This is a genomic window from Hymenobacter aerilatus, assembly GCF_022921095.1.
Classification (GTDB): Bacteria; Bacteroidota; Bacteroidia; order Cytophagales; family Hymenobacteraceae; genus Hymenobacter; species Hymenobacter aerilatus.
The window spans coordinates 2,308,144-2,332,423 of the sequence record NZ_CP095053.1 but is presented as its reverse complement, the minus strand read 5'-3'; the positions used below and the strand labels follow the sequence as shown (position 1 = coordinate 2,332,423).

13 protein-coding genes and 1 pseudogene are annotated in these 24,280 nt (G+C 54.5%); 2 read left to right on the top strand and 12 right to left on the bottom strand.

Features of this window, described 5'->3' with window-relative positions:
• Positions 1–46: 46 nt before the first annotated feature.
• The 6 genes from MUN82_RS09980 to MUN82_RS09960 all read right to left on the bottom strand — a co-directional run bounded on the left by MUN82_RS09980 (position 47) and on the right by MUN82_RS09960 (position 10,109).
• Positions 47–3,496, bottom strand: a complete 3,450-nt coding sequence (locus MUN82_RS09980) for a DEAD/DEAH box helicase family protein (RefSeq protein ID WP_245097128.1) — start codon at positions 3,494–3,496, stop codon at positions 47–49.
• A gap of 67 nt (positions 3,497–3,563) precedes the next feature.
• Positions 3,564–6,137: a DEAD/DEAH box helicase family protein gene (locus MUN82_RS09975; RefSeq protein WP_245097127.1), complete on the bottom strand. Its 2,574-nt coding sequence runs from the start codon at positions 6,135–6,137 to the stop codon at positions 3,564–3,566.
• Positions 6,138–6,330: 193 nt separating this feature from the next.
• Positions 6,331–6,462, bottom strand: a complete 132-nt coding sequence (locus MUN82_RS22275; protein ID WP_262922854.1) for a hypothetical protein — start codon at positions 6,460–6,462, stop codon at positions 6,331–6,333.
• A gap of 109 nt (positions 6,463–6,571) precedes the next feature.
• The gene (locus MUN82_RS09970) at positions 6,572–7,912 is read right to left on the bottom strand and encodes a hypothetical protein (protein ID WP_245097125.1); all 1,341 of its coding nucleotides are present in this window, start codon (positions 7,910–7,912) and stop codon (positions 6,572–6,574) included.
• Between the two features lie 29 nt (positions 7,913–7,941).
• Positions 7,942–9,744 carry a restriction endonuclease subunit S gene (locus MUN82_RS09965; RefSeq protein WP_245097123.1) on the bottom strand — a complete coding sequence of 601 codons (1,803 nt, stop codon included), beginning with the start codon at positions 9,742–9,744 and terminating at the stop codon, positions 7,942–7,944.
• A gap of 143 nt (positions 9,745–9,887) precedes the next feature.
• Positions 9,888–10,109 carry a helix-turn-helix domain-containing protein gene (locus MUN82_RS09960; protein WP_262922853.1) on the bottom strand — a complete coding sequence of 74 codons (222 nt, stop codon included), beginning with the start codon at positions 10,107–10,109 and terminating at the stop codon, positions 9,888–9,890.
• Between the two features lie 333 nt (positions 10,110–10,442).
• Between MUN82_RS09960 and MUN82_RS09955 the strand changes: the two genes are divergently transcribed.
• Positions 10,443–11,417: a hypothetical protein gene (locus tag MUN82_RS09955; RefSeq protein ID WP_245097119.1), complete on the top strand. Its 975-nt coding sequence runs from the start codon at positions 10,443–10,445 to the stop codon at positions 11,415–11,417.
• A 1,094-nt stretch (positions 11,418–12,511) separates the two neighbouring features.
• A pseudogene (locus tag MUN82_RS22440) lies at positions 12,512–12,631 on the top strand (integrase core domain-containing protein); the annotation flags it as partial.
• A gap of 282 nt (positions 12,632–12,913) precedes the next feature.
• Here the strand turns inward: MUN82_RS22440 and MUN82_RS09950 are convergent.
• From MUN82_RS09950 to MUN82_RS09925, 6 genes are all read right to left on the bottom strand, one after another.
• Complete coding sequence (locus MUN82_RS09950; protein WP_245097118.1) at positions 12,914–14,278, bottom strand: vanadium-dependent haloperoxidase; 1,365 nt, start codon at positions 14,276–14,278, stop codon at positions 12,914–12,916.
• A 51-nt stretch (positions 14,279–14,329) separates the two neighbouring features.
• A complete protein-coding gene (locus MUN82_RS09945) occupies positions 14,330–14,965 on the bottom strand; it encodes an SGNH/GDSL hydrolase family protein (protein WP_245097116.1) in 636 nt (211 codons plus the stop codon).
• Positions 14,869–16,053 (bottom strand): hypothetical protein, encoded by a 1,185-nt coding sequence (locus MUN82_RS09940; protein WP_245097114.1) that lies wholly within the window; start codon positions 16,051–16,053, stop codon positions 14,869–14,871. Before MUN82_RS09940 ends, MUN82_RS09945 begins: the two co-directional genes overlap by 97 nt.
• A gap of 62 nt (positions 16,054–16,115) precedes the next feature.
• Entirely contained in the window at positions 16,116–19,475 is a 3,360-nt protein-coding gene (locus tag MUN82_RS09935; protein ID WP_245097112.1) for a VCBS repeat-containing protein, read from the bottom strand.
• A gap of 140 nt (positions 19,476–19,615) precedes the next feature.
• Positions 19,616–21,244 (bottom strand): RagB/SusD family nutrient uptake outer membrane protein, encoded by a 1,629-nt coding sequence (locus MUN82_RS09930; RefSeq protein ID WP_245097111.1) that lies wholly within the window; start codon positions 21,242–21,244, stop codon positions 19,616–19,618.
• Positions 21,245–21,261: 17 nt separating this feature from the next.
• Positions 21,262–24,276: a SusC/RagA family TonB-linked outer membrane protein gene (locus MUN82_RS09925; protein ID WP_245097109.1), complete on the bottom strand. Its 3,015-nt coding sequence runs from the start codon at positions 24,274–24,276 to the stop codon at positions 21,262–21,264.
• Between the last annotated feature and the right edge of the window lie 4 nt (positions 24,277–24,280).

Here is a 24,280-nt window from a genome sequence, read left to right as displayed (position 1 = left end):
TTATACTTGCTGGTATACTGATGAAATTTCTGCTAAAAGTCTAGTATTAAGCATTGTCTACGCCGATGCCTGTGCGTTTTGGTTGACCAAATCGACAATCCTGAACAGCTCCCGCACTTGGGTTTCCTCCCGAAACACGCCTACTACGCCCTGGTGGTGCTTCTCGGTGAAAGGGCTCTCGAACAGCTTCCGACGGACGATGGTGCCGTTGTGGGCTAGGTAGTCGATGAGACTGTTGACGAAGTAATATCTGGTCGGGCTGCAGCGTGCGGCCGCTTAGGAAACCGGCAAAGGCTTCTTTGGCGGCATTCACATCAAGCCCGAGCAGGCTGCGGATAAACTCGCCTAGCGGCTTCGGCTGGCCCAACTCCTTGTGCAGGTCGGCTACGGTGCCCCGCTCGTGACCGTCGGATACTAGGCGCTCCAACTCGTGCAACTCGGTGGCCGTGATAGGCTGATTGGTGCGCAAGCGGCTGATGGTGAGGTGATGTTGATTGTTGCGGATGTAGCGGGCTACACGCTGATAGTAGCTTTCCAGCACCGTGCTGCCCCAGGTAGTGATGTCCTTTTCGGCTACGGCGGCGGCGTCTAACTGGTCGGCAAAGTGGGTGTACACTACTGGCTGCTGGTCACGATCTAGGAACTTCACTAGGTCGCGTAGGTTTTGGCGCAGGGCTTCCAAGTCGGGTAGGGTAGCGTACTGCCAGTATTGCTTCTGCTGCACCTGCTGCAATAGCTCCTTTTGCCGGAGCACGGCCGGCACGCTGGCCTTCTGGCTGTTAAGGTTGTAGCCCAGGTTAGCAATCCGCTCGATGTAGCCCTGCTGATGGGTGCTTTTTTGCACGATGGCCAGCATCAGGTTCAATACCATCAAATCGAAGCGGCGGGCCAGCTCGTCGGTTCCTTCCACGGGGGCTAAGGGGGCAAGGTGGTTTTCCAGATTTTGTACGTCCACTTTGGTGAGGGCCTCCCAGCGGGCGCGAGGCCCGCCAAACTCTTCCACGTGTCGCAGGCGTGCCCGCACGGCAAAGGAGTCCTGGTCGAGGGCGGCAACCTGGCCGTGTAATGTATCCAACAAATCCCTGCGCAGTTGCCGATGCGCCTCATCGGTGTGGTACTCGGGTTGGCGCAGCACTTCAGCCAGCGTGAGGCGAGCCGTAAAAATCTGCTGGCTCAGAGGTACTTGGTTGCTACCTATCAGACCTTCAGGCTGAGCCTCAAAGAATTCGAAGTTCTCGCAAAAATCGAAGACCACAAAGTGCTCCTTATGTTGTCCAGGACCAAACAGATCGGAGCGCAGGCGGGTACCGCGGCCCAGCATTTGCCAGAACTTGGCACTGGAGCGCACCGCCTTGAAAAATACCGGATTCACTACGTCCGAAATGGCGATGCCGGTATCGAGCATATCCACCGAAATGGCCAGCTGGGGAATCTTGTCGGTTTCCGAAAAGTTGTCGAGCAGGGCCTGAGCGTACTCTTCGTAGTTGTCAATGATGTGTACGAAGCCACCGCCCAACTGCGGGAACAGCTTATGAAATCGTTCCTCAATAAACAAGGCATGGCGGTGACTGCGCGCGAAGAGAATAGTTTTGCCCAGCTTGTCGCCGCCTTCCACCTTCACTCCGCGCTCCAGCACAAAGCGCAGTACTTCATCTACCGTACTTTGATTGAAAAGCCATGCATTCAGGGCACTTGACCCAATTTCGTCGGGTACTAGGCCGGTAGCCTCATCCCGGAATTCTTCTTCGTACTCTTCCTTTTTAGCCTCGCTCAGCTCGTTGTACTTGATGCCCTGGCGCTGGAATTTCAAGGGCACCGAGAGGGCCTTGGGTGGCACCAAGTATTTGTCCTGCACGGCTTGGTTAAGCTCGTAGGCGTAGGCAGGCTGGTGGTCTTCCAGGCCGAACAGCTCGTAGGTGTTGCGGTCAATCTGGGCAATAGGTGTAGCTGTAAGGCCGATGAGCAGGGAATCGAAGTACTCGAAAATGGTCTGATACTTCTGGTAAACCGAGCGGTGAGCCTCGTCCACGATAATGAGGTCGAAGTAGCCGGGACCGTAGAGGCGGGTCGCACCGGGTGCTACTTCGCCATCGATGCGGTTCATCATCGTGGGATAAGTGGAGAACACCATGCGGCTGTTGCTATCCTCCTTTTCCTGGGTGATATTGACTAGTGAGAGGCTAGGTAGATGCTCAGCAAAGGCATTTTTAGCTTGGCGCACCAAGGCTTTACGGTCAGCCAGGAACAGTACTCTAGTCACCCAGCCCGCTTTTAGTAGTACATCGACAAGGGCAGCAGCAGTACGCGTTTTGCCCGAGCCGGTAGCCATTACCAGCAAGGCCCCGCGCTGCTTCTGGGTCTGAAACCGGGTGGCTACCCGGCCAATGGCCTCGGCCTGGTAGTAGCGGCCGGCAATGGCGGGGTTGATGCTGGCCTGGGTAAGGTTGTGCCGTGAGGTGCGGCGTAGCAGCATCCGGCGTAGCTCATTCTTGGTAAGGAAGCCGGCCACCTGCCGGGGCGGGTAATCGGTGGCGGGGTGGTCATCGAGCAAGAAATTTTCAAAGCCATTGGTATAGAACACGATCGGGCGCTGACCAGTCATCTGCTCCAGGCAGTTAGCGTAAAGCGTGGCCTGGTATCGGCCTTTGGTGGGTTCAGCCATGGTTTTCTTGGCTTCCACCACGGCTAGCGGCCGGCCGTTGTCGTCCCAGAGTACATAGTCGGCGTAGCCTTTCCCGCTGGGGTTCGTGCTCAAGGGTATGCCGGTTACCTCGAACTCGCACACCCGGGGCGCGGTGACGTCCCAGCCAGCCTCGCGCAGCAGCAGGTCGATGTAACGCCGCCTCGTTTCAGCTTCGGTAATGGCCTGCGGCATAGCTACAGGGTGAGCCAGGTTGTAGGCCTTCACTTCCTGAATAGCAGCCAGGCTAGCCTGCAAAGCGGCGAGTTGTTGGGCGTTGGCCGCGAGTTGGGCTGTTTTGCGAGCCAACTCCTCTTGCTGAGCCAGATAGTCGGCCTCCAGCTTCTGCGCCTGCACTTGGGTGGTATCAGAGGCGTCGGCGGCAGGCAGCAGAGTTTCATCGAAGGGCCGAATGCGAGGCCGCTCGGGGCTGTAAGCCGCGGCTACGAAGGCCAGAAAGCCATACAAATGTCGTAGGGCATCAAAGGCTTCGGGACCGGTAGGACTTACTTTCTGGTGAGCGGCCTGGTTGCCCAGTTTACGTACGTAGTTGCCCCCTTGGAATTGGATGCTGCCAATCAGATTGCGGAAACCGGACTCATGGAGGAGTGTCGCCAGGTTATCCTGATAGGGAATTGTGAGGCTGCTGTCGTTGTCGTACACCCACCGAATTGCGTTTTCTAGAGCAATGCGGCTGCTGAGGGCCGCTAGGCGCGGTGCACTCCAGACGTGCAACTCCGCCTCACGGGCTGGCTCATAAAGGTCGGGCCAGGCAGCTTCTAGGAAGGAGAAGTTGGATAGCGGAGTAGTAGGCATTGCGGTTAAATCAAAATAGCTTTAGAATAAACTCTTGCCCGGGTAGCTTAAACAATCCGGATAACACTTAACGGACTAAGATATCCGCTACCAAATGGCAGCCCATATCCTGCTGAATAAAATTCAATAGTTCTGGTTTGTGCTTCAACAGCCATTCGGGGTTGTTGCCCTCGTACAGAACGACCTCCCACTTGTAACGGTACTTGCTGTTTGGCCGGGTGTCGCAGTAGATGTGCGAAACGGCCTTGCAGTAGTAAAACAAGTTGATGACGCGTCGTAGCTCTTCATCGGCATATTCAGCCGTCGACAGACGTAGTATTGCAAGCGTTGGCTTTGGTAAGCTCAGCGGACTCTTATGCAGTCGGAAATTGATGGAGTTGATGCTCTTATGCTTGTGGCAGACGCTGCACAGCGTCTGAGAATTGCTAAGGCTGGTTTCACCGCCGAAGCGGAAGGGCACAATGTGGTCTACTTCAAACTTCACGCGGCGCCCCGGCTCTCTCTGCTTGCCGCAGCATTGGCAGGTGTAGTTGTCCCGATGGTACACCTGCTGCTTTTCGTCTTCCGTCAGCTCCCGCTGCTCTAGGGTGCGCTGAATCGGGGCGTGCACCTGCACGTCTGGGACGCTGCCAAACTTGCGCAGGTGATAAATGCGGTTGCGCTCGGCGTCGAATGCTGTTTTGAACCGCTCATAGCTTTTGTAAAAGCGCTGCCACAGCCGGGACCCATCGTGGTAGAGGTCGGTGAGCTTATCCTGCACCACAAACTCGTTGAACTCTAGCAGGTCGCCGGCAATCTGGCTCAGGTCGTGCTGCTGGCGCTCAGTGAAGGAGTAGAAAGGCGGGACCTGCCGGGCCTGGGCGTAGTGGCGCGACAACTTGAGCAGGTCCGCGTCGAGCAGGTTGCTGGTGTTATCGGTGGGGTCGAAGAACTCAGCTATCCACTGCGCGGCTTGTGCCTGCATCACGGCTTCATCAAGGCAGTCGTCTTCCCAGTGGGGGGGCAGGTTGGTTTTGAGGTGCTCTAAGAACCGCTCAAACCTGGGCTGGGCCGATGCCGATACCACCACGAACTCGCGGTAGGTTTCCGTACCCTCAACCGTACTGGCCAATACCTCGGTTTCGTACCAGCCCACCGGCAGGCTGTCGAGAAAGGAACGGTCGGCGAAGACGAGCCCGCTGTCGATCTGCCGCGACAATTCTTCCACCAGGGCAATGGAAATGAACTCGATAGGATAAGACCCGCGGGTGCGCGGCTCCGTTTCCGCGCGGCCGCCCTGGCCTTCGGGTGTAGCGAAATTGATGACCTTTTTCCAGTTGTCAACGAAGAAGACGATGTTGGCTACCTCCTTGTCGGGGCCACCACCGGCGGCCTTGCCGCGTAGAGCCCGCCCAATCATCTGGGTGAGCAGGATGGCGCTAGTCGTCTGGCGTGTGATGAAGACGGTATTGACGTTGGGTACGTCGGTGCCTTCGGAGAGCATGCGCACGTTCAGCAGCACGTCCAGTTCGTTATTACGGAACTGATGCAGGATACGCGTGTTCTCGGCTGCGTTGCGCTGGTTGCGCTCTTCCACGGTGTTGGCGCGGGCGTCCACGTGCGAGTATACGGCGTCCACCTTCAGCGGAATACCTTGCTCGCGGGCCCGCTGCAGGAGCTTCTCCTTGAGGTACACGCACTGAAACCAGCGGTCGGCGAAGATGATGGTTTTGCCGTAGGCGGCGCGATTAGCCAGGTAGTCGTCTACGATGTAGTCGTTGCGGCCGCTGTCGCGAGCCAGACGCTCGATGAGGTCCTCGGGCAAATCCTGATGCTGGCGCTCCAGGCGGTCAAACAGGCGGTCATCAACGGCAATTTCCTGGCCGGTGTTTTTCTGCACGTAGTGCGGCACAGCCAGGATGTTGCGGCTGATCAGGTCGGCCTTTTCCACCTGGTGAATGATGCCGTCTTTAAATATCTCCCACAACCAGCCTCGGCGGCGGGCATCGGAGTAGCTAGGCGTGGCCGTGAGGCCCAGGATGTAGCAGCCCGGCACCTTTTGGCGGATGCCCTCGGCGAAGCGGCTGCCCCCGATGAGCAGGTTGCGGCACCCGTAAGCGGGGGCATGATGGGCTTCATCGAGCACTACGAACAGGCGGGTCTGTCGGGCGTGTTTCAGGAACCGCTCAAAAGCGGTCTGTCGGGGGCGGCCCGCTTCGTCCAGGGCCGTGGTCTCGGTGTTGGAAATGGCGGTTTGGGTGGTGATGATGAGAATATCATCACTCGGTTCAATCTGCGAGGCATTGGAGTGCTCCGGGTCGCTCGATACCAGGCGCATATTAATGCTGCGTCGTTGCGGCGGTACCTGTAATAGGTTGCTTTTGAACGTGTCGTAGGCCTGCTCTAGCAGGTGGCCGGTGTGGGCCAGCCAGAGCACCTTGGCGTTTTTGGGCAGTACGTTGCGGCAAATCCAGTTCACCGAAGTGAAGGTTTTGCCCGCGCCGGTGGGCAGCACCAGTATGCCAGCCTTGTGTTCCTGGTCGGTGAACGTGAACAGCTTACTCAGCTTCTCGAATGCATCTTTCTGGTGCTCGAAAGGGCTTTTGAAAAGGGGGCGGGGGTTATCGCGGCGCAGCTGTTCGAGGTCAACGGATTGGTACATATAAGCTGACAGGAATAGTAATGAGTAGCTAAAGCTGCGGGCAACTTTTGACTGGAATCTATTGCAAAACTTTAAAATGATCGTAGTGCTGCGGGTCCTTTCAGAAATCAAAGCAGGCCGTTATTTGCTGGACACCGAACATATCCCTCTCCAACTGCTTCGCATCTCCTATACCTAGTTGCTCACATAGAGCTTAAAAGCCTTTGCCATGCTCGTAAGTATTCTTGAACACGGCCACGTCACCGAGCACCGGGCGACCAGCCCGGTGCTCATAAGCCCCAATGTCGCCGAGGATACCGGCTATTTTGTTTCGATGGTTAGCCAATCCCATATCTAAACCTAATCCTCAGGCATTGGCTAAATCCTGATAGGAAACAGTTTTGCCGGTCAGGGCCTTATCAATCAGGTACTCGCGAACGGTATCGTTCATGTAATTAAGCGTTGGTGGGGCCGTCAATCAACTCCTGTAACGCCTGGATAACAGCCTGCAATGTGTGGGCTACTGGTTGCCAGTTTTCGGTGTTGCTGTCTTGTTGTTGTAGCGCTTCGTATGGTAGCATAACCGACAGTTGAAAGCCTAGTGCTACATCTGTGTAGTTACGCGCAGTATGCACAAAGGAGTCCTCCCAAGCTTGCCAGCCCGACTTTTGCAAACGCCACTCGCCGTTGGTGTCTTCATCTAGCAATTGCTCAAACTCCGTCCAACGGGGGCGCTTCCACTTACCAGCGTATTTATGAAAAGCTTGCTCACTTTGAAAGTTGCGGGCATAAAGGGCCAACTCGCCTTCCAGAGAAAGCTCGAAGATATAGCGGTTAAAGTGCGAGAACTTGATGTACTGGCGTATCCACAAGGGGTAGGAGTGGCCATTCACTTCCAGCGTTTGCTGGGTAGTCCAATCTAATGGTCGATTGTATAGCGACCAGCCCTGACCCTTGGTGTTACCCGGCCATACGTTCACGCTGATGTAAGGCTTGTCCCCGCTCAGTTCTGGATATGTAATCACTTCGCTGGCCCACTTCACGGTAATAGGCATTGCTACCCGGCCATTCAGCCACATCAGTTTCTCGCCAAAAGCCTGCTGCTGAATATAATGTAGACGTTTGTACAGCGCAGCCTCGTTGATGGCGCCATTCCTCTGGGTAAAAGGAATGGATCTGAAAGGTAACACCTCATCCCAATGCGGATAATGGTACTGAATAAACTGCACTAGATCGGTGGTGTAGGGGCTGGCATGCCCTGTCAGCTGATGCAGGTTGCGCGTGTTGGTCGCTAGCCGGACTATCTGTGCCCAACTCAAGGTCGTGACGGGCATGATAGTTATCGGGTCGTCACCCTGGCTTTCCTGATAAGCCTCTACCTGCCCTTTCAACTGGGCTAAACAGTTTTCGTTGGTACGCTTCACTTCCACCAGTACCAGCACGTCTTTGTATCGAATGACAAAGTCAGTAATGGGCGAATCATTGCGCCAGCTAACAATGGTGTCATAGGAAGCGCCATCGAGCTTGGCTTCGGTAAGTGCTACCGGATATAGGGCATTGCAGGTACCTAGGTCGTTCACTGATTGCTGCACGTCAATGATAAGACGCTCATCGGCGTCTGTCAGATGCAAGTCGCTACGAAGCTTCTCCTCACCCACAATGGCACCTAGTAATGTATACAGGAATAGGGTGTCGTGCTGTAGGCACAGCGCTAGGGCACGGGTCAGGTTGTTTTCAAGTACCTGTTGGTCCTCACTGGCCGAGTAGTGCCGGAATAGATTCAGATGAGTATTCAATTGGAAGAAATAAAAAGTAGAAAAAGAATTTACATGGTAAAGCTCAACTGCCCTGCTACCGCCTTGCCCGCTGGCTCTGCCCGCCCCAGCTCCCCACGAAACGCCCGCTGCAACAAGCTGTTGAACAGGGCGTCGGACTGAAGCTGAAGATGTTGCATGGCGGCTTTTTGCGCTTCGATTTGGGTCACGATTTCAGCGAACCGGTTTTGCGATTCAATTGGGGGCAAAGGCAACTTCAGACTGCGAAGCTTAGCCATTGATACATTGAGCATTGAGCCGCTTGTACCAGTAGCCGTCTTTGTTAGCTCATTTCTAAATTCAGGCTTTGATAGGAGATGCTTAAAATAGATTGCATTACACAATTCAGTATTAAGGTCAATTCGCCAGAGTTTATCTGGCAAAAACAGATTGTCGTAATCTTTATCGACTATGCAGGTTGCCGCAACAAGTTCACGGGTATTCGCGCGGCTGAACAAAAGGTCGCCCTTGCGTGGTTTAATAAGCTTTTTATTTATCAAGGCCTTGGGTACTGCTTTGAAATAGCCCTTGGTTACAGCGCTAACTTTTAGCACCCCCAATTCGTCGGGCTCTAAATCCCTGTCTTCCCCTCCATAGCTGGTGCCGCCAACTATATCAGAAATAATTTCACTTGACTTCTTCACCGGCCACCCCTTCTCATTCCGCACCGGGTCACCAGTATCCACACATTGCTGGTCTTCGGGATATTTACGGGACCATTTTGCCGGAAAGGTACTGACCAAAGCTTGGGTAGGGGAGATGAAAGTTATATACCCATCGGTGTGCGCAAGCTTGTCGGTCTGCGGCAGTTCAACCCAGACGGGGTCTATTTTTAGAGAGGACCGTATCAGCTGCCCGGCTAGTTCTTGGGGTGATTCGTCGAAAAGTGTTTGCTGCTGTTTTTTAAAATTGTGTTTAAGTAGGCGGGTACTGATAAAACCATGGCTGCCGTTAGTTACCATATTGCCACCATCCCACACCAGGTTGAGTGGAACTAGGTCGATACCGAGTAGCGAATGCAGCAACTTCATATTATCCCCAATGCGCCTGGGAGAAAACACGGGCTTCACTAAGTGGGTACCCATATTAAAGCCCGCGTAATCGCGTAACCAGATGCTTTCCAGCTCCGAGTGTACCACGTACCGAATACGTTCCCGTGGCGGATTAGCCCGCAGCTGATTAGCAATCTGGCTGGTCTTTATTAATAGTACTACCTCAATCTCAGCCGGAATAACCTGGAGCAGATTCAAGTAGAATCTACATAGACTAGTATAGTCGCAGCCTTCGCCAACTACTTGTTCTGGGAACACCAAGTATAATTCTCGTACTGGGTCATAAGGAGTGCGCAGGCCGCTGCTCATCGGTTTGAAGAAGGGTAACTCATCCTCTATGCCACTAAAAGCCTCTTTTGTGGCAGCAAGAAACTCTTTCATCAGTTCATAGCTGTGGTGGCTTGTCTGCCGCCAGAGATGATAGTTGAGCACTGAGTTTCTATGCCCCGAACCGGCATACCAAGCTTCCGTAAAATCGATGGGCTGCAAGCGCACCAGATCTAATATGGCCTCTTGAGTAAAAGCGGTATCTAAACGGTCGAGTATGCTGCGTAGTCTAGCAGTGGACTGAGGTCTGAAATTTCTAAGAACAGAAAGGATTTGCTCGGCTTGTTGTACTGCTTGTTGTTCAATAGATAGTTCTTCCGGAATCATAGGTAAACAATAAGAATGGGAGGTGTAGTAATAATAAAAACTATAGCCTAATCTCAGCTTGCGTAGCTGAAAACGCTGAGAGCAATTATCTGTATCGAACTTATCCATCAACACGCTTTCTAATTAAGGCGTGAGAAATAAATAGATACTAATAAAGTTTAGATATCTATTATTATGGTCTGCTCAAGACCAAATGACCTACTGCATTAGAGGCAAAATCGAAAGCAAGTCATATTTATCGATATAGCACACTACGCCGAAAAATCTACCAAATCGCGCAACGGTAGCTCCATAGCATGAGCAAGAGCAGCCAACACATCCAGTGTAGCCGAATACCGAGCCGTTTCAATTCGGTATACCGTCGGCTTAGACACATCGGCTCGGTCAGCCAGTTCTTGCTGGCTCCAACCCCGCGCCTCGCGCAACGTGCGCAAATGAGCTCCAAACGCTATCCGAACCCCCGGTACTTTCACCTTGGCAAGCTCGGGCAGTGGATAACTTTATGTGTAATCACATGTGACTATAAGAGTAGAAAGATGGTAGTTTTAGACCTCCTTCTGGTCCTACTTCACCTATTTTATGAGAGATGCCTCACTGCCCACTCTGCTTCAAGCCCCGGTATTAGCGCAGATCGATACCCCAACTGGTCCTGCTTACATACCCAACACTTTAAATGAGGGAGGCTTTATTGTCCAGCGTTATTACCAAGGTATTGATGAGCCAAACCGTACACGCTGGGAGAAGCCTTCAGGATTATAACCCTTTTCGAATCGTATAACCTTGCTAAGCTGAGCATACATCCTATTGTGCATCCGAAAGCCGTGGCAGCAGCAGGTTTAGATTACGACCATGTAGTACAACTCGCTCGCAAGCAAGGCGGGCAACTGTTCGAGCATCCAACCTATGGCCCATTATTATTGCATTGGGGTGCCAATGCGCACGGCTATACGGCTTTTCCGGTACCAGAACCAGAGCCTGTGCCACACGCAATAATATTCACACCCTATACGCATTGGCGTTTTGGTTATACCTATTACCAGTTGGCTAGCGCATTGCCTTGTGATCATCCACTTAATGCCTTAGTGAACCAAGCTACTAGTAGGCTACACCAGCCGCAGGGCGTACCTGGTGGACAATCGGGCTTTTACTTTACGGACCTAGCCGAAGTAGAGAAAATAGTAGAGAGTGTTGGTGGACTATTGGTGCTGCACCAGCGCCAAAGCCTCTATACGGTGACTGTCGAAACAGCTCCTAATGACTGTTCGCATCGATGGGTATTTCCAGTGGCGGAGGCAGCGCGAGGTTGGTATAGTCAGTTGACTGGTCCTCAAAAAATTGGGTCGCGGCTACCTCATGACTATTACCCACGCCTTTCCTGGAACCAGGAAGCCTATGTGGGTGGATATCCAATTTCTACAGGTATAGACTGCAATGAGGTATGTGGGCTATCTTCTACACAATTTGCACATCTACCAACAGATGTAACTGTAGTGGAACCTTGGTCTGTGGGACCTATGTACACGCAACATTTAACTGATACTGATCAACCATTAGAAGCGCACCTACCTACGCTAATGCAAGATATCCACCAGCTCACCGCTTCTGGTATCGATGTAGCAGCACGCTTAGGCCTTTCTGCAAATGCCTTACGACGGCGAGTACTCCGGCCAGGGAACTGGAGGTTACAGGAGTTGGAATACCTAGCACAGTTGACCCGTAAATCAGTGAGTGCTCTGGTCGATATTATTCAACATGAGGGCTCTAATATCAATTTGGTGTAGAGGTTCACAAGTCGCAGGAAAATTGAGTATCGCCTTGATAAGTGTTGCGAGTTCTCTATGCACGGAAAGCCTGGTAAGCTTATGCTACTACTGTCCGGTGCCTGACTGAGAACTGTTGCCTGTAAATAGGCTTATTGAGTGCCTTTTAATCATCATAACTATCTTACCATGTCCCTCATCCCTGATGCCTTTGTCGCTAAGTCAGCCTCGAGCACACCTGAACAATTCTGTCCGATCTCGAAGACGTTGGAAGTTGCACACTTGGCTCGCCCCTTGCCTAACAGTTATTGGATAAAGTATATGTATCGCTTTTCTACTCCAAAGTGGACGCCCCTACTTTCTCTCGGCCTAGTGGTGCGGAGCATTTAGAAGCGAAGGTGTATCAGCAAGGTGTAGAAGCCCCTCTTGGTAGCCTTCGTTTAGATCAAGCAGCCTTTAGTAAACCTGGACAGCAATTCACTGACGCAGATGGCAGTAAGTATGTGTACTCAGAGATAGCAATAGCACTGTAGACTACTCCTAGCTCATGTAGAGCGTAAGCCTCAGCCCACCCGGCTGGGGCTTTTTCGTGCGTTGTAGGTGGTAATATAGTCTAGTGCCGTGAAATAACCTGGTTGGAGTGGTAGGCTTGCCATAGGGCGTCCTCCAAATTAGATCCAGAGCGAGTATGGACCGCAGGTGGCGGCGAATCACATGCTGAACCGTTCAGTACCCACAAGGGCAGACCAAGTATGGGTAGGCGGTATTACCTATGTACCGATACAAAATGGCAGCCCGGCGTATATGGCTGCGTTTCAGAATTTACACATCCAATATGTCGTGGGATGGCAAGGACGGAGCAGCATGCCCGAGGGATAGGTAGTCACGGTCTTACGTTAGGCGCTGCTGAGCCGACAGCCGGCTGCAGGGCTGATTGTCCATTCGAACCGGGGTGGACAGTACTGCGGCCACGTTTACCGGCGGCTACTCACGGACCGGCAGTTGATGCGTGGCATGAGCTGCTGGGGCGAGTGTTGCGACAATGCGCCAAGCCAAGAGTCTCTGGTCCCGGGTGAAAACCGAAGTGTTGCTGGGTTGCTTGGCTTTTTTCTTCGGTTGGGGAGGCGCAAGCCGAGCTGGCCGCCTATTTTGCCTACTACAATCACCAGCGGCGGCATTCAGCATTGAGCTGCGAGTGCCTGCATTGCTTGAGCAACAAGCTTTTCTCCCTATGACCCAACTTTGTGTCATCTAAGCCGGCCACCTCACTCATACCTCCGTTTCATTGGACGAATGAGACAAAGTCAATGCTCTTTACCGTCTCACTTCTTAGACGCTCTCAAAACGTGTAGTATCACTCAGTAACGCAAGCGAGTTCCCACTCTCGATTAAGTTACTGCTTTAAAAGCGGTGTTTGCAACCACAACGTAGCCTACGCCTCCCTTGTTTAGCGAATGCTAAGGCTGTCAAATGCACCGAGTGATACTACATGTTTAAGACCTGCAACGGAACGTACTCTACTGATAGAAAGGGTGGATACTTTGAGCTACTTCTCCTGCTGATGCGGGACGAGCCAGACGCAATATTGTTAGTTGACCCACCTTTCGCCCCTGAACCTGCCCCTGTCGGATAGCATCCGGAAAATGAATGCCGCCGTAGAGACGCGATACGGCGGCTTCGGTGGCCGCTTGCTGAAAGGAGCCGAAATGCCTGGGCTTCAACCCGAACTCTTTCTCGGTATCATCGGTGTAGGCGAAGGAAGGGCCGAAGTAGTGGTCTAATACCCCTGCCGCCGCCGTGGAAATAACGGAGTGGCCACTCAGATACTCCGGAAAAGGTGGAGTCTGGAGTAGGGGTTTCCACTCCGGGTCGAGGTAGCGACGGATAGCCGTTTCGGGGCGGATGCGGTTGCTGCGGTACTTCTCTTTCCAGCAGCAAATAAACGCATCGGTGAGGGTAAGGGCCAGCGCCGTGTGTATGTGCACGGTACGCCCAAAGGAAGCCCGGCTCTGCCCACAGGCAATACCGGCAATCTTCATCCAGTGCGCCCCCGGCGACATTTTCTTGAGCCCTACCTGCAAGTGGCCCTGGTCTTGCATGGCAAACGGGTTGCAGTCCCAGAAACTGGCTATTTGCCGTTGCTCCGTGGTGAGCGTGTTGCCTACCTGCCGTACACTATCCATAAGCTGGTAGAAGTCCGAACCCTTGGCAGTGGCAAACGCCTGCGGAGGCGCTGGCGCAAACTGCCCCGCCGAATCCAGAAAGAACGGCCGAATGGTGCTGAAGTATGGCTCCACTGCTGCGAAATAGCCGGGCGGGGTAGGGTACCAATAGCCTGCCCCTTCGGTAGGGGTATAGCGCGGCCGGTCACTGATGCGGTAGTAGCCATCTTGCTTGGCATAGGCCAGCACTGCCTGAGCAACTTGGCCGGCCACTTGCTGCGAGGCGGCAAGCACTTCCGTTGGCATACCACGCTGGCGGCACTCATCCAGAAGCTTCTGTTCGCGGGCTTGCAGCTCCGCCCCAGATGGCTGGAGCTTCCCGGCTGTTTGCAGCATAGCCAGGAGCGTGGCTAATCGAGGTGAATATCCTTTGGGAGTTGCCCTGGGTATAGCCAGCGGCGTGTGCAGCCGGTCCGCTACTCCAGGGCAGGTTGAGTCACTTCGCGCCAGCACTTCATTGCCCGCCAGCATTGCGTAGGCAAAAAAACGAGCGGCCAACGGTGGGTTGGTCACATCGTGCATCATGAGCTCGTTCATCTCGCCTACCACCCAACCAATTCGGTCGGCTGTGGGCTCATAGTCGGCGGGTGCCATGCGCCGGCAAGAGGGGCCACCCACACCGGTAGCCAGCAGAAATAAAAGCAAGAATAGGCGCTTCATGTGGAAGTAGTTAGCGCGGAACACATGAGTCAGGGAAAACGAAACCCCGGGTTACTCGACCTTGCGGGCTTTGGCCGCCTGAATGTCCTGGGCGACTTGTTCGCGGTATTTATCGAACGTGTCGTCGGCGAAGGTGATGGTAGGGATGGGGCGCTGGGTGGCCGACACCGCCCGGGGCTTACTGAAGCCGTACTCGTGCACACCCGTGCTGCCCGTGCCCGGAGCGGGGTGGCTCAGATGGTTGTAGCTATCCACATAGGTATAGAAACCAGATGGGTAGAGCGGGTAGCGTGGCACCTGCGTCAGCGGGAATACACCCATCAGGGCGTCGTAGTGCATTTCGGCAATGGGTAGCACGCCGGGGTGGCGCTGCGCCAGGTCGGTCACGAGCCGGCGGGTGCCTTCGTACATGTCGGCTTGGGGGTTGTTTTCCCAGAGCCCGGCAATGTCCATGAAATACGAATCGACATGGTAGTCCTTGATAACCTTATCGATCCGGTCGCGCAGATGATTGCGCCACGAAGCCACACCAATGTTCATCACTGGCATCCAGCCGTCGCCGTGCCGGTCGTTGTCCCAGTCCACCCAGTTCAGGTCCCAGTTGTCGCCGTCGACGTGCTGGGTGGCGGCATCAGCAAACTTCTTGAATCCCGGCTGCTTGCGGTTGGCCGAGTTGGTGCCAAACATGGCCGAGAAGTGAAACCCAAGCTTGTGGCCCTCGTCGATAAGCTGCCGAAAGCCCTTGTCGCCCCCATGCGCGGGTCGGTCTGGTAAAGAGGGTAATTCCAGTAGTAGCGCCCATCCCAACCAGGTAAAAACACGAGTACGTGCTTCGGGTCGATCTGGGTGGCAATCCACCGCAGGATGGTGAGTTGCTTGGCGTAATCATTGAAGATAAAACCAGTCCAGTGGGCGCCGTGCAGCGCCACCACCAGCTTCGTGTCGCGCAGCCAGGCGGGCACATCGGGCCGGGTAGCGTAAGCCGGAATGCGGTAGGTTTGCGCGAGGCGGTCGAAATAGGGCTTGGCAATGGCCTCATACGTGGGAGCGGCCCCTATGTGCCACTGGCAGCTTTGGATGCGCTCGCGCTGGTCCCAGCCGGCTTGCTCATAAATCAACTCAGCCCGGTAACTATCGGGGCCAGGTTGGAGAAAAAAGCGCGCCGGACGCACTTCCGTTTGTCGGGCCGACAGCTCAAAGAAACCGCCCTGCGGCTTTTTAATGACTATCAGCGGGGTAGAGAGCTGCCCAAACAGCTGCGGGTATTCAAATGTGTTTTCGTCGTCATGCGGGTCGAAGAAGTTGTTACCCGCCAGCGACAGCTCGCCCCGCGGAATGCCCCGCACCACCGTGCTGATGGATTTCACCGGCTGATCCATCTGGGCGGACACGCGCCACTCCACACTACCATCGGGGTTACGCTGAAATTCCGCCGTAAGCTCACCCGCTGCTTTTTCCTGCCCGCCTGCCCACGTAAAGCCCTGACACAGGTAGCGTAGCCGGTCGCCCGAGCGCTCCAGTCGCGTGCGAGCCGGGTCGATGGCGTAGGCATTCTCAAACGTCTGCACGCGGAAGCTAAACTGAAAGCCCGCAAACTCCGCTGAGGGCTCGGGCCACGCGAAGCTGAACTTCATTTCGCCCTTGCCTCGGGGCGGGCTATATACGCCATCGAGCGAGGTAAGAGGCCGCAGCTCGGTTTGCGCTGTTGCCTGCTCTACAGATAATCCCAGCCACGCGAAGATGGCCAGTAAAAAGGGACGTACACGATGCAACATAGTGCTTAGTAAGGATGTAGTTTGCAAACTATTCTGAGGCAGGAGCAGCATACTGCTTCTGCTTATCGACTATTGAGCGTGTAGGCCTGCAAGGGCTGATTATTGCGCCCCACCACCAGCACCCGGCCAAGCTGGGCAAAGCTGCGCACGTCACCCTGCACCCGTAGCCCAGATTGTTGCTGCGGCACCGTGGTGAAGCCGCCTTTCCCATCCCCGCGTAGTAGCAGGCCGTAGCCTGCATCGTTGTTGCCGAAGCGGATGCGGCTGTGAGTGCTGTTGCCACCTAGTAGCAAGTCGGGGTAGCCGTCGTGGTTGTAGTCGAGGGTAGTGAGGGCAAAGATGGGGGTGTACTGCGCTTTGAGTGGGAGAGGAGCTAGCCGATACCTGGCTTGTGGAGTACTCAGCAGACAGGTGGTTTGCAAGTGATTGGCGCGTAATACAGGGGCGTCTTTCAACTCTTCCGCCTTAAAAATATCGGTAAGCTGGGCGTCGGCGTAGCTCTTGTAGTTCGGGAAACGGCTGCGTGTCATGCTGAGCTGGTCCAGCAACTCGTCGCGCGACACGAAGGGGTAGCTTTTCCCCTGCAAGTACATGCACAGGATAGGATCAACAGCGCCGTTGTCGTCGAAGTCTTTGTAGTAAAGTTCTGCCGGCTGGCTCTCGGTAGCCCGGCACTGAGTGTTCAAACCCATATTGCCGATTACCAGATCGGGCTTGTGATCTTGATTGAGGTCAGTCACCAGCAGCTTGTTCCACCAACCCGAGAGCTTGCCAGGTAAGTAGGTAGCAGTCTGGTCGGTGAGCCGGCCGTTTTGATTCACCCATACTTGCACTGGCAGCCATTCGCCCACCGTCACTAAGTCGGGCCGTTGGTCTTGGTTCAGGTCTACCCAGGCGGCATCGGTTACCATGCCCAGGTGCTGAAGCACCGGCGCTAGGGTAGGCGTCTGGTCGCGGAAGTGGCCGTGGCCGTCGTTGAGCAACAGGTAGCTGGTCGGCGGCTCGGGGTAGCGGCCGGGCGTCACACGTCCCCCCACAAAGAGGTCCGGAGCACCGTCGCCGTTCACGTCAGCTACCCGCACGCAGGCGGTGCTAGTGGGCATGGTGGGCAGGCTGCCCGCGGAGCTTTTGCTGAAGTTGCCGCGCCCATCGTTGAGGTAGAGCCGATCTTGCAGCAGGGCGTCGCCGGGTAGGAAGTTGTCGTAGCCACCACTGGCTACATAGAGGTCCAGGTCGCCGTCGCGGTCTGCGTCCAAGAAAGCCGCGTCGGTGTCTTCGTGCAAGTAGTCGGCTTCCAAGGCTGGCTGCGGTAGCTCCGCAAACTTTCCTGAAGCTTGCTGTACAAAGATGCGGCTGGCATGACCCGAGGCACCACCCATAAACATGTCCTGCCGACCGTCGCCGTTTACATCGGCCTGCACCAGGCATGGGCCGCTATACGATAAGCTATTAATCAGTAGCGGTTGGCGCTTGAAATCATTCACGTTATTTTCCTCCGCTACTGCTGCAATCGGTGAAGTCACCGCCGCAAACACTGGCAAGCTAGGCATGGCCGGAGCTGGCGCTAGGGGCTTTTGCGCTTCCGCTTCGCGCAGCACCAGTAGCTTGCCGGCTGCAACGGCGCGCACTACCTGCTGCATACCGCTCGGCCACATTACGCGCACCGAATCGGCTTGGTGTTGCTTGCCTAGACCAAAATGCAGCACCGGCGACACGCTCGACTCGTAGCCGCGCCCAACTAGTTGTTCCTGGATCTGCGTGCCTCCAGGACCGTACAGCAGCACTTTTGTCCCAATACCCAGGCGGTTGGCTCCCGTGCCCTCCAATCGAACAGAAAGGCCGTGGTTCTTCAGTTGCTTTTCCGCCGTGTTGCGGTAGAGAAAAGCCTCGCCGTTGAGGTTGTTGACCACCACGTCCAGGTCGCCGTCGTTGTCGAGGTCGGCGTAGGCGGCGCCGTTGCTGTTGGCGGGTTCCGTGATACCCCAGTCGGCGCTGACGTTGGCGAACGTAGCATCGCCATTGTTGCGGAACGCGTAGCCCACCACGTTGGAAGAAGGCATTTTGCGTACCAAGTCCAGCAGGTTCTTGCGCTGCACGTCGCCCTGGCGGTCGTGCAGAAAGTCGCCCATGTACTTGAGAAAGTCGAGGTTGGTGTAGTCGTGCAGAAAGCCGTTGGTGATGAACAGGTCTTTCCAACCGTCATTATCGTAGTCGGCCAGCAACGGGGACCAACTCCAGTCAGTATTTGAGATGCCCGCTAGCTGCCCAACCTCGCTGAAAGTGCCGTTGCCATTATTGAGGTGCAGCATGTTGCGCATGTACTGCTTATGCAGACCCGCCTCGTCGCGAATGCGGAACAGCTCGTAGTTGTCGCTGGCAAAGAGCAGCTTCTGCCGTCGGTTGTCCTCGGGCAGCATATCGAGGGTACACACGTCGGCGTAGCCGTCGTTGTTGAGGTCGGCTGCGTCGTTGCCCATCGACGAGAGCGAGGTGTGGCCCATCTGGTTGCCGAGCTGGTCGGTGAAGGTGCCGTCGTGGTTGTTGAGGTAGAGGTAGTCGGGGGCTAGGTAGTCGTTGGAAAGGTAGATGTCGGGCCAGCCGTCGTTGTTGAGGTCGGCCACCGAGGCACCGAGCGCAAACGTCAGCCGCGTGTTTAGCAGGCCTGCCGCCGTGGCCACCTCCCGAAACTGGGGTAGGCCTTCGCGGGTGCCTTCGTTGCGGTACAGCTTCAGGCCCGTCAGCGCGTCGGGAGTTCGCATGAGCTGCTTGATGTAGAACTCATCCAGGTTCTCAAACCGGCGCGGACTGTGGTTCAGCAGGAGCATGTCGAGGTCCTGGTCTTTGTCGTAATCAAAGAACACCGCCTGGGTGCTGTAAGCCGAGTCGGCCAGCCCACAAGCAGCAGCTTGCTCCCGAAAATGCGGCACGCCCTGCGCATCCGGCCCCAGATTCAGAAACAGCTGATTTTGGCGAATCTTGCCCGGCAAGTCGCCCGAGCGGCACACGTAGAAGTCGAGCAGGCCGTCGGCATTCAGGTCGACCATGGTCACGCCGGTTTTCCAGCCGAGCGGCAGCGCCACACCCGCAGCGTCGGTCGCGTCCTCAAAGTGAAGGTTGCCTTTGTTGAGGTAGAGCTTGTTGCTACCCTTGTTGGCAGTAAAGTAAATGTCATCAAGGCCGTCGTTGTTCACATCGCCCAAGGCCACACCACCGCCGTTGTATGTGTATTCGTATACCAGCACATTCGTCAGCTCGTCCTCTTGAAGGTCGTTACGGAATGTGACGTGACTTTCCTCCGCCGGCACCAACTGAAATAGCGCGTTCTTAGGTACTGCGGCTCGCTGCTCGTGCTGGCAACCAGTGAGGTACAACAGCACGAGCAGTAGGCTAGCGGCAACACAAAACGAGTGCTTGAAAAGCATGAAGGAGAGCAGAAGAAAAATTAAAAAAGCCTATGCGGTCAGTTCAATGCGGCGACGCTCAAACAGTTGCACGAAGCCCCCGAAAGCGAGGAACTACTCAGCAGTGAGTTAGCTCCTCGCTTTGGCCGACTAGGGCTAGGTTAGTAGCCGGGGTTTTGCTTTAGGTTTGCGTTGGTATTCAACACGTTTTGCGGAATGGGCATCAGCGTGCGGTAGTCGCCATTGGGTACGTGCGACAGCCACGATTTCTTGGTGTACACCCCAAAGCGGATCATATCCTGGCGGCGGTGACCTTCGGCAGTGAATTCCCACCCTAGCTCGTCTAGGAAACGGCCGTATTGAATATCGGCGCCACCTTCTACCGGGCTCACCACATTGTTGCGCGCCGGGCCGTATTGGTAAGTGCTACCCTTGAGTAGGTCAGCGCCTGTCACAGTGGCTTTCGAGGGGTTGTTGATGAAGTTGCGCTGGCGTACCTGCGTAACCAAGGCTGCAGCAGGCCCTGACTGGCCCAAGCGCAACTGCGATTCGGCTTTCATCATCAGGATATCGGCGTAGCGGAACAGGGGGAAGTCGTTGCTGAGGTCGACGCGCACTCCCTGCTTGATTTCAAACTTGCCTACCCGGAAGCCATCTGTTTCTAAAGAATTATCGATGCCGGGTAGCGTGTTGGTGAATGCCAGCGGTTTGCCCGTAGTGGCGCCAAACACGCCCACGAGCGGTGCCCCGGAAGAAGAGTATTGCTGCCCCTGAATCCAGTTTTGCTTCAAACGAGTATCGTCTGGGTCGTAGGTGCTGATGAACTGCGGAATGGCGCAGATGCCACCGCCCCACATACTACCCTGTGCGTTGTAGGTTTGTTGGTTTTGGGGTTGCAAAGTCTGCATATGAATGCGGAACCCCTGCGCATATACTTCATCAAAAGGAATAGCAAAAATGATTTCCTTTGAACCCTCATTCTGGGTTCTAAAGACACTTGCCTGAATAGCTTCCAACGAGTATTTGCCGGAATTGATTACCGCGTCGCAGGCCGCAATACATTTTACCCATTCGGCTTGTCCTGTATATACCTGCGCATTGAGGTAGACTTTAGCGAGAAGCGCTTGGGCAGCCCATTTATTACTGAAACGCCCATACGTGGTGGCATCCGCAACGTCGGTAAGTGCAGGTATGGACTCCGTGATTTCTTTCACAACGAAATCGTATACCTGTTTCCGAGTGCTTTGTGTGGGTAGAAAACCTGCCGGAACGTCGAATTTATCTACAACTGGTACGTTGCCAAACAAGTCGCAGAGAATGTAGTAGTATGAGGCGCGTAGCACGCGTAGCTCTGCAATAAGCTGTTCTTTACCCGCAGTAACTGGAATTTGCCCGGCTTCAATTTGGTAGAGCACTCGGTTGCAGTTGGTAATGCCTGCATACGACTGCGTCCAGGCATCACGTGGAGTGGCGTCTAGTGCCGTCCATTTGTGCTCGTGTAGCCGCCGATAAGAGCCATCGTCTACCCAACCATTGGGTCGAGCCGGCGTAACCGTCGCATCCGTCGATGTTTCGTTGATACGGTAAACACCATTAAATTCCAGATAAAGCGGCCGCCATGTACTATAAGCCGGGCCAACTAGGGCCAGCAAATCCTGAGACGTGGGTGTAAACTGACTCGTAACAATCTGGTTGTAGCTCTCGTCGTCGAGCTTCGTGCAGGCGTTGAGAAGGCTGAGCGTAGTAGCTGCCAGTAGGCTAACGCGCAATGACTTAGCGATGGTTTTCATGGATAAGGGAGGGCGGGTTAGAAGGTAAGGTTGGCGCCGAGCGTGAAGGTCCGTACCGTTGGGTATTTGTCGCGGTCATCGTTGCCGGGTGCAAGACCAATGCGATTCACCTCGGGGTCTATACCTGAATAGCCGGTGATAGTGAAGGTGTTAAGCGTAGACACGTACACACGCATATTCTTGATATACTTCACCGGATTTGGCTTAAAGTTGTAGCCCAGGGTGATGTTATCAACTTTCCAGAAGCTGCCGTTTTCGACGTAGTAGCTGTTATATTCTAGCGGCATGCTCGTGCTGAGCACCGCCTTATCGAACACTCTGTCATAAGCAGAGCGAAGGCGGTTGTACTGCGTTACACCCGTATTCTCGTAGTACATGCGCTGGAAATTCAGAATTTGGTAGCCAAAGGCACCGCGCATGGTAATACCTAAGTCGAACTGCTTGTATTGGAAGTTGTTATTCCAGCCAGCGTAATATTTTGGCAAGCCATTGCCTAGTACTTGCTTATCGTCTTCACTGTGCGTGAACTGATTGTAGGGCAGCCGCTCTCCGTCTTTGGTTTCGTAAATCCACTGTCCGTCGTCGGTTACGTCTACAACTTTGTAACCGTAGAAGTCACCCAGACGCTTCCCTACTTCTACCCGGTGGGTATAGGTCTGAATGGGTTCCCCGGTGTAACCGGTCGTGAAGAAATTATTGGTAAGTGTGTAGAGGTCGTTGGTAAGCGAAACGAGCTTGTTTTGATTATTAGAGAAGTTGAAGCTAGAGTTCCAAACAAAGTTTTTGGTTTGCGCCGGTATCAGGTTGAGCAACACCTCAATGCCTTTGTTTTCCATGGAGCCTACGTTGGCTGTGGTGGTCGTAAACAAGTTTGGGGGCGAGGGTACCTGATAGTTGTAGAGTAGACCGTTGGTGCGACGGATGTAATAATCTACTGTGCCGCTGATGCGTCCTTTGAGGAAAGAGTAATCGAGACCCACATTGGTTTCATGCTTTTCCTCCCAGCGTAGCGAGGGGTTTGGATTGCTTACGGGGCTCAACGTCTGCACCCACGTGCCATTAGAAAGGAAGAAGCCTGTGTATCCAAGCCGAGCTACCCCGAGGAAAGAGGCATCAGGAGCTGTACCCGTTACACCATAACCCGCGCGGAGCTTTAAGTCATCAATGAATGAAGCACCCTGCAGAAAGTTCTCCTGGTTGAGACGCCACCCCACCGAAACAGCCGGGAAGGTGCCCCAGGGTTGTTTCGCTCCTAGGAAACGCGATGAAGCCTCGCGTCGCACACTGGCGAGCAGCAAGTATTTTTCCTTGTAGTTATAGGTTACACGGCCAAAGAAACCCACGAGGTTCCAACGCCCTTTGTCGCTGTAGATAGGGGCCCGGCCTAGGCGGACGGCGTTTCCGATACCGATGTTGTTGTAGGTAAATAAATCGGTCGGGAAATCCCAGTTCTGCATGTAATAGTTTTCGGCTGTATTCTGCTGGTAGCTATAGCCAGCCAATGCCGAAAAGCGGTGCTCTCCAAAGCTGCGGTTGTAGGTAGCCGTCAGTTCGGCTAGTTTATCAATGACTTGAGTAGTGCCCCGGGAGGCATAACCATTCAGGCCGTCTCGCAAGGTAGAAGGATGTTGTTTGTCTTCTGAATAGCCACGTACTTGATTGTAGCGGGTATTGGAAGCCAAGGCCTTCAATTGCAAATTATCGATGGGCTCCCATACAATACTACCGTTCAGACGTGTGTTCTGAGAGGTGTTCTCACCGTCTGAGTTGTAGAGTCGAGAAAGTGGATTCTCGTAGTTGAATAAGGAAAGCTGTTGCGCATACGTACCATTCTCATTGTAAATAGGCGCCGTTGGGTTTCGGATAACGGCCTGTCGGTAGGTATAGCCATTGAAGCTGCCACCATCGGCAGTAGTAGTAAAGCGGTTGTTGCTGTTTAGAATACCCAGGTTGATTTTCACCCGGCCATCAAACATCGTGTGGTTGACATCGGCGCGGCCTGTAAACGTGCGGTTATCAGACTTCTGGAAGATGCCCTCGAAGTAGCGGTAGTTGCCGTTAATCAGGTAGTTAGTTTGCCCATTGCCCCCTTTAAACGTGAGGTTGTGCACATGAATCAAGGGGTCTTGGCTGATTGCTTTGATCCAATCGGTACTGGCACCTTGATCGGTGAAGGCTACCCCGTCAGCTAACTTCTGTCGATACTCGCTGGCCGTCAGCATTTCGGGGCGGCGTGCAATGCGCTGCGTGCTCACGTAGCCGCTGTATTCGATGGTTGGCGTAATGTTGCCCTTTGGGCGCCGCGTTGTGATTAAGATAACACCGTTTGTGCCACGCGTGCCGTAGATAGCCGCTGCCGAGCCATCCTTGAGCACGTCAATCGACTCAATATCTTCTGGCGCAACGGTATTTAGCGTGCCAGGAATCCCGTCGATAAGCACCAAGGGCTGCGTGCTGGAGTTTAGGGTAGCCGTACCGCGTAACAGAATCTGGCTGTTGGCGGTAGGGTCGCCGCTGGGCGTGCTTACCGTGAGGCCAGCCACCTTGCCTTGCAGCAGCTGGCCTGCATCCTTCGTAGCGCCTTTGATAAAGTTTTCCTCTTTCACGCTGGCCACCGAGCTGGTCAGGTCGGCGCGGCGCTGGGTGCCGTAGCCTACTACCACTACCTCGCCAAGTGCCTTGGTATCGGGTTGTAGGGTCACATTGACGGTTGAGCGTCCTCCTACTGCTATTTCCTGGGCAGTGGAGCCTACAAAGCTAAATACCAATACAGCATTAGCGGGAGCATCCAGACTGTACTGACCGTCAGCATCTGTTTGTGTGCCAGTGGTGCTGCCTTTTACTACCACGTTTACGCCGGGCAACCCCATGCCTTTGTCGTCGACCACCCGACCTTTGACGGGGCCATCCGCTTGGAGGAAAGGCGCCGTTAGCCGAGCAGAAGCCAAGCTTTCCCCAGGCATTGCTGCCGATGCTCCGCAGAGAGAAGCGGCCAGTACCAGGCTGTTAGTGTGAAGTAAGGGAATTTTCATACGC

Excerpts from the sequence above, each read along its gene's own strand:
- MUN82_RS09980 (WP_245097128.1), bottom strand. The coding sequence starts at position 3,496 with ATGCCTACTACTCCGCTATCCAACTTCTCCTTCCTAGAAGCTGCCTGG.
- MUN82_RS09975 (WP_245097127.1), bottom strand. The coding sequence starts at position 6,137 with ATGTACCAATCCGTTGACCTCGAACAGCTGCGCCGCGATAACCCCCGC.
- MUN82_RS09965 (WP_245097123.1), bottom strand. The coding sequence starts at position 9,744 with ATGGATAAGTTCGATACAGATAATTGCTCTCAGCGTTTTCAGCTACGC.
- MUN82_RS09950 (WP_245097118.1), bottom strand. The coding sequence starts at position 14,278 with ATGAAGCGCCTATTCTTGCTTTTATTTCTGCTGGCTACCGGTGTGGGT.
- MUN82_RS09945 (WP_245097116.1), bottom strand. The coding sequence starts at position 14,965 with ATGTTTGGCACCAACTCGGCCAACCGCAAGCAGCCGGGATTCAAGAAG.
- MUN82_RS09940 (WP_245097114.1), bottom strand. The coding sequence starts at position 16,053 with ATGTTGCATCGTGTACGTCCCTTTTTACTGGCCATCTTCGCGTGGCTG.
- MUN82_RS09935 (WP_245097112.1), bottom strand. The coding sequence starts at position 19,475 with ATGCTTTTCAAGCACTCGTTTTGTGTTGCCGCTAGCCTACTGCTCGTG.
- MUN82_RS09930 (WP_245097111.1), bottom strand. The coding sequence starts at position 21,244 with ATGAAAACCATCGCTAAGTCATTGCGCGTTAGCCTACTGGCAGCTACT.
- MUN82_RS09925 (WP_245097109.1), bottom strand. The coding sequence starts at position 24,276 with ATGAAAATTCCCTTACTTCACACTAACAGCCTGGTACTGGCCGCTTCT.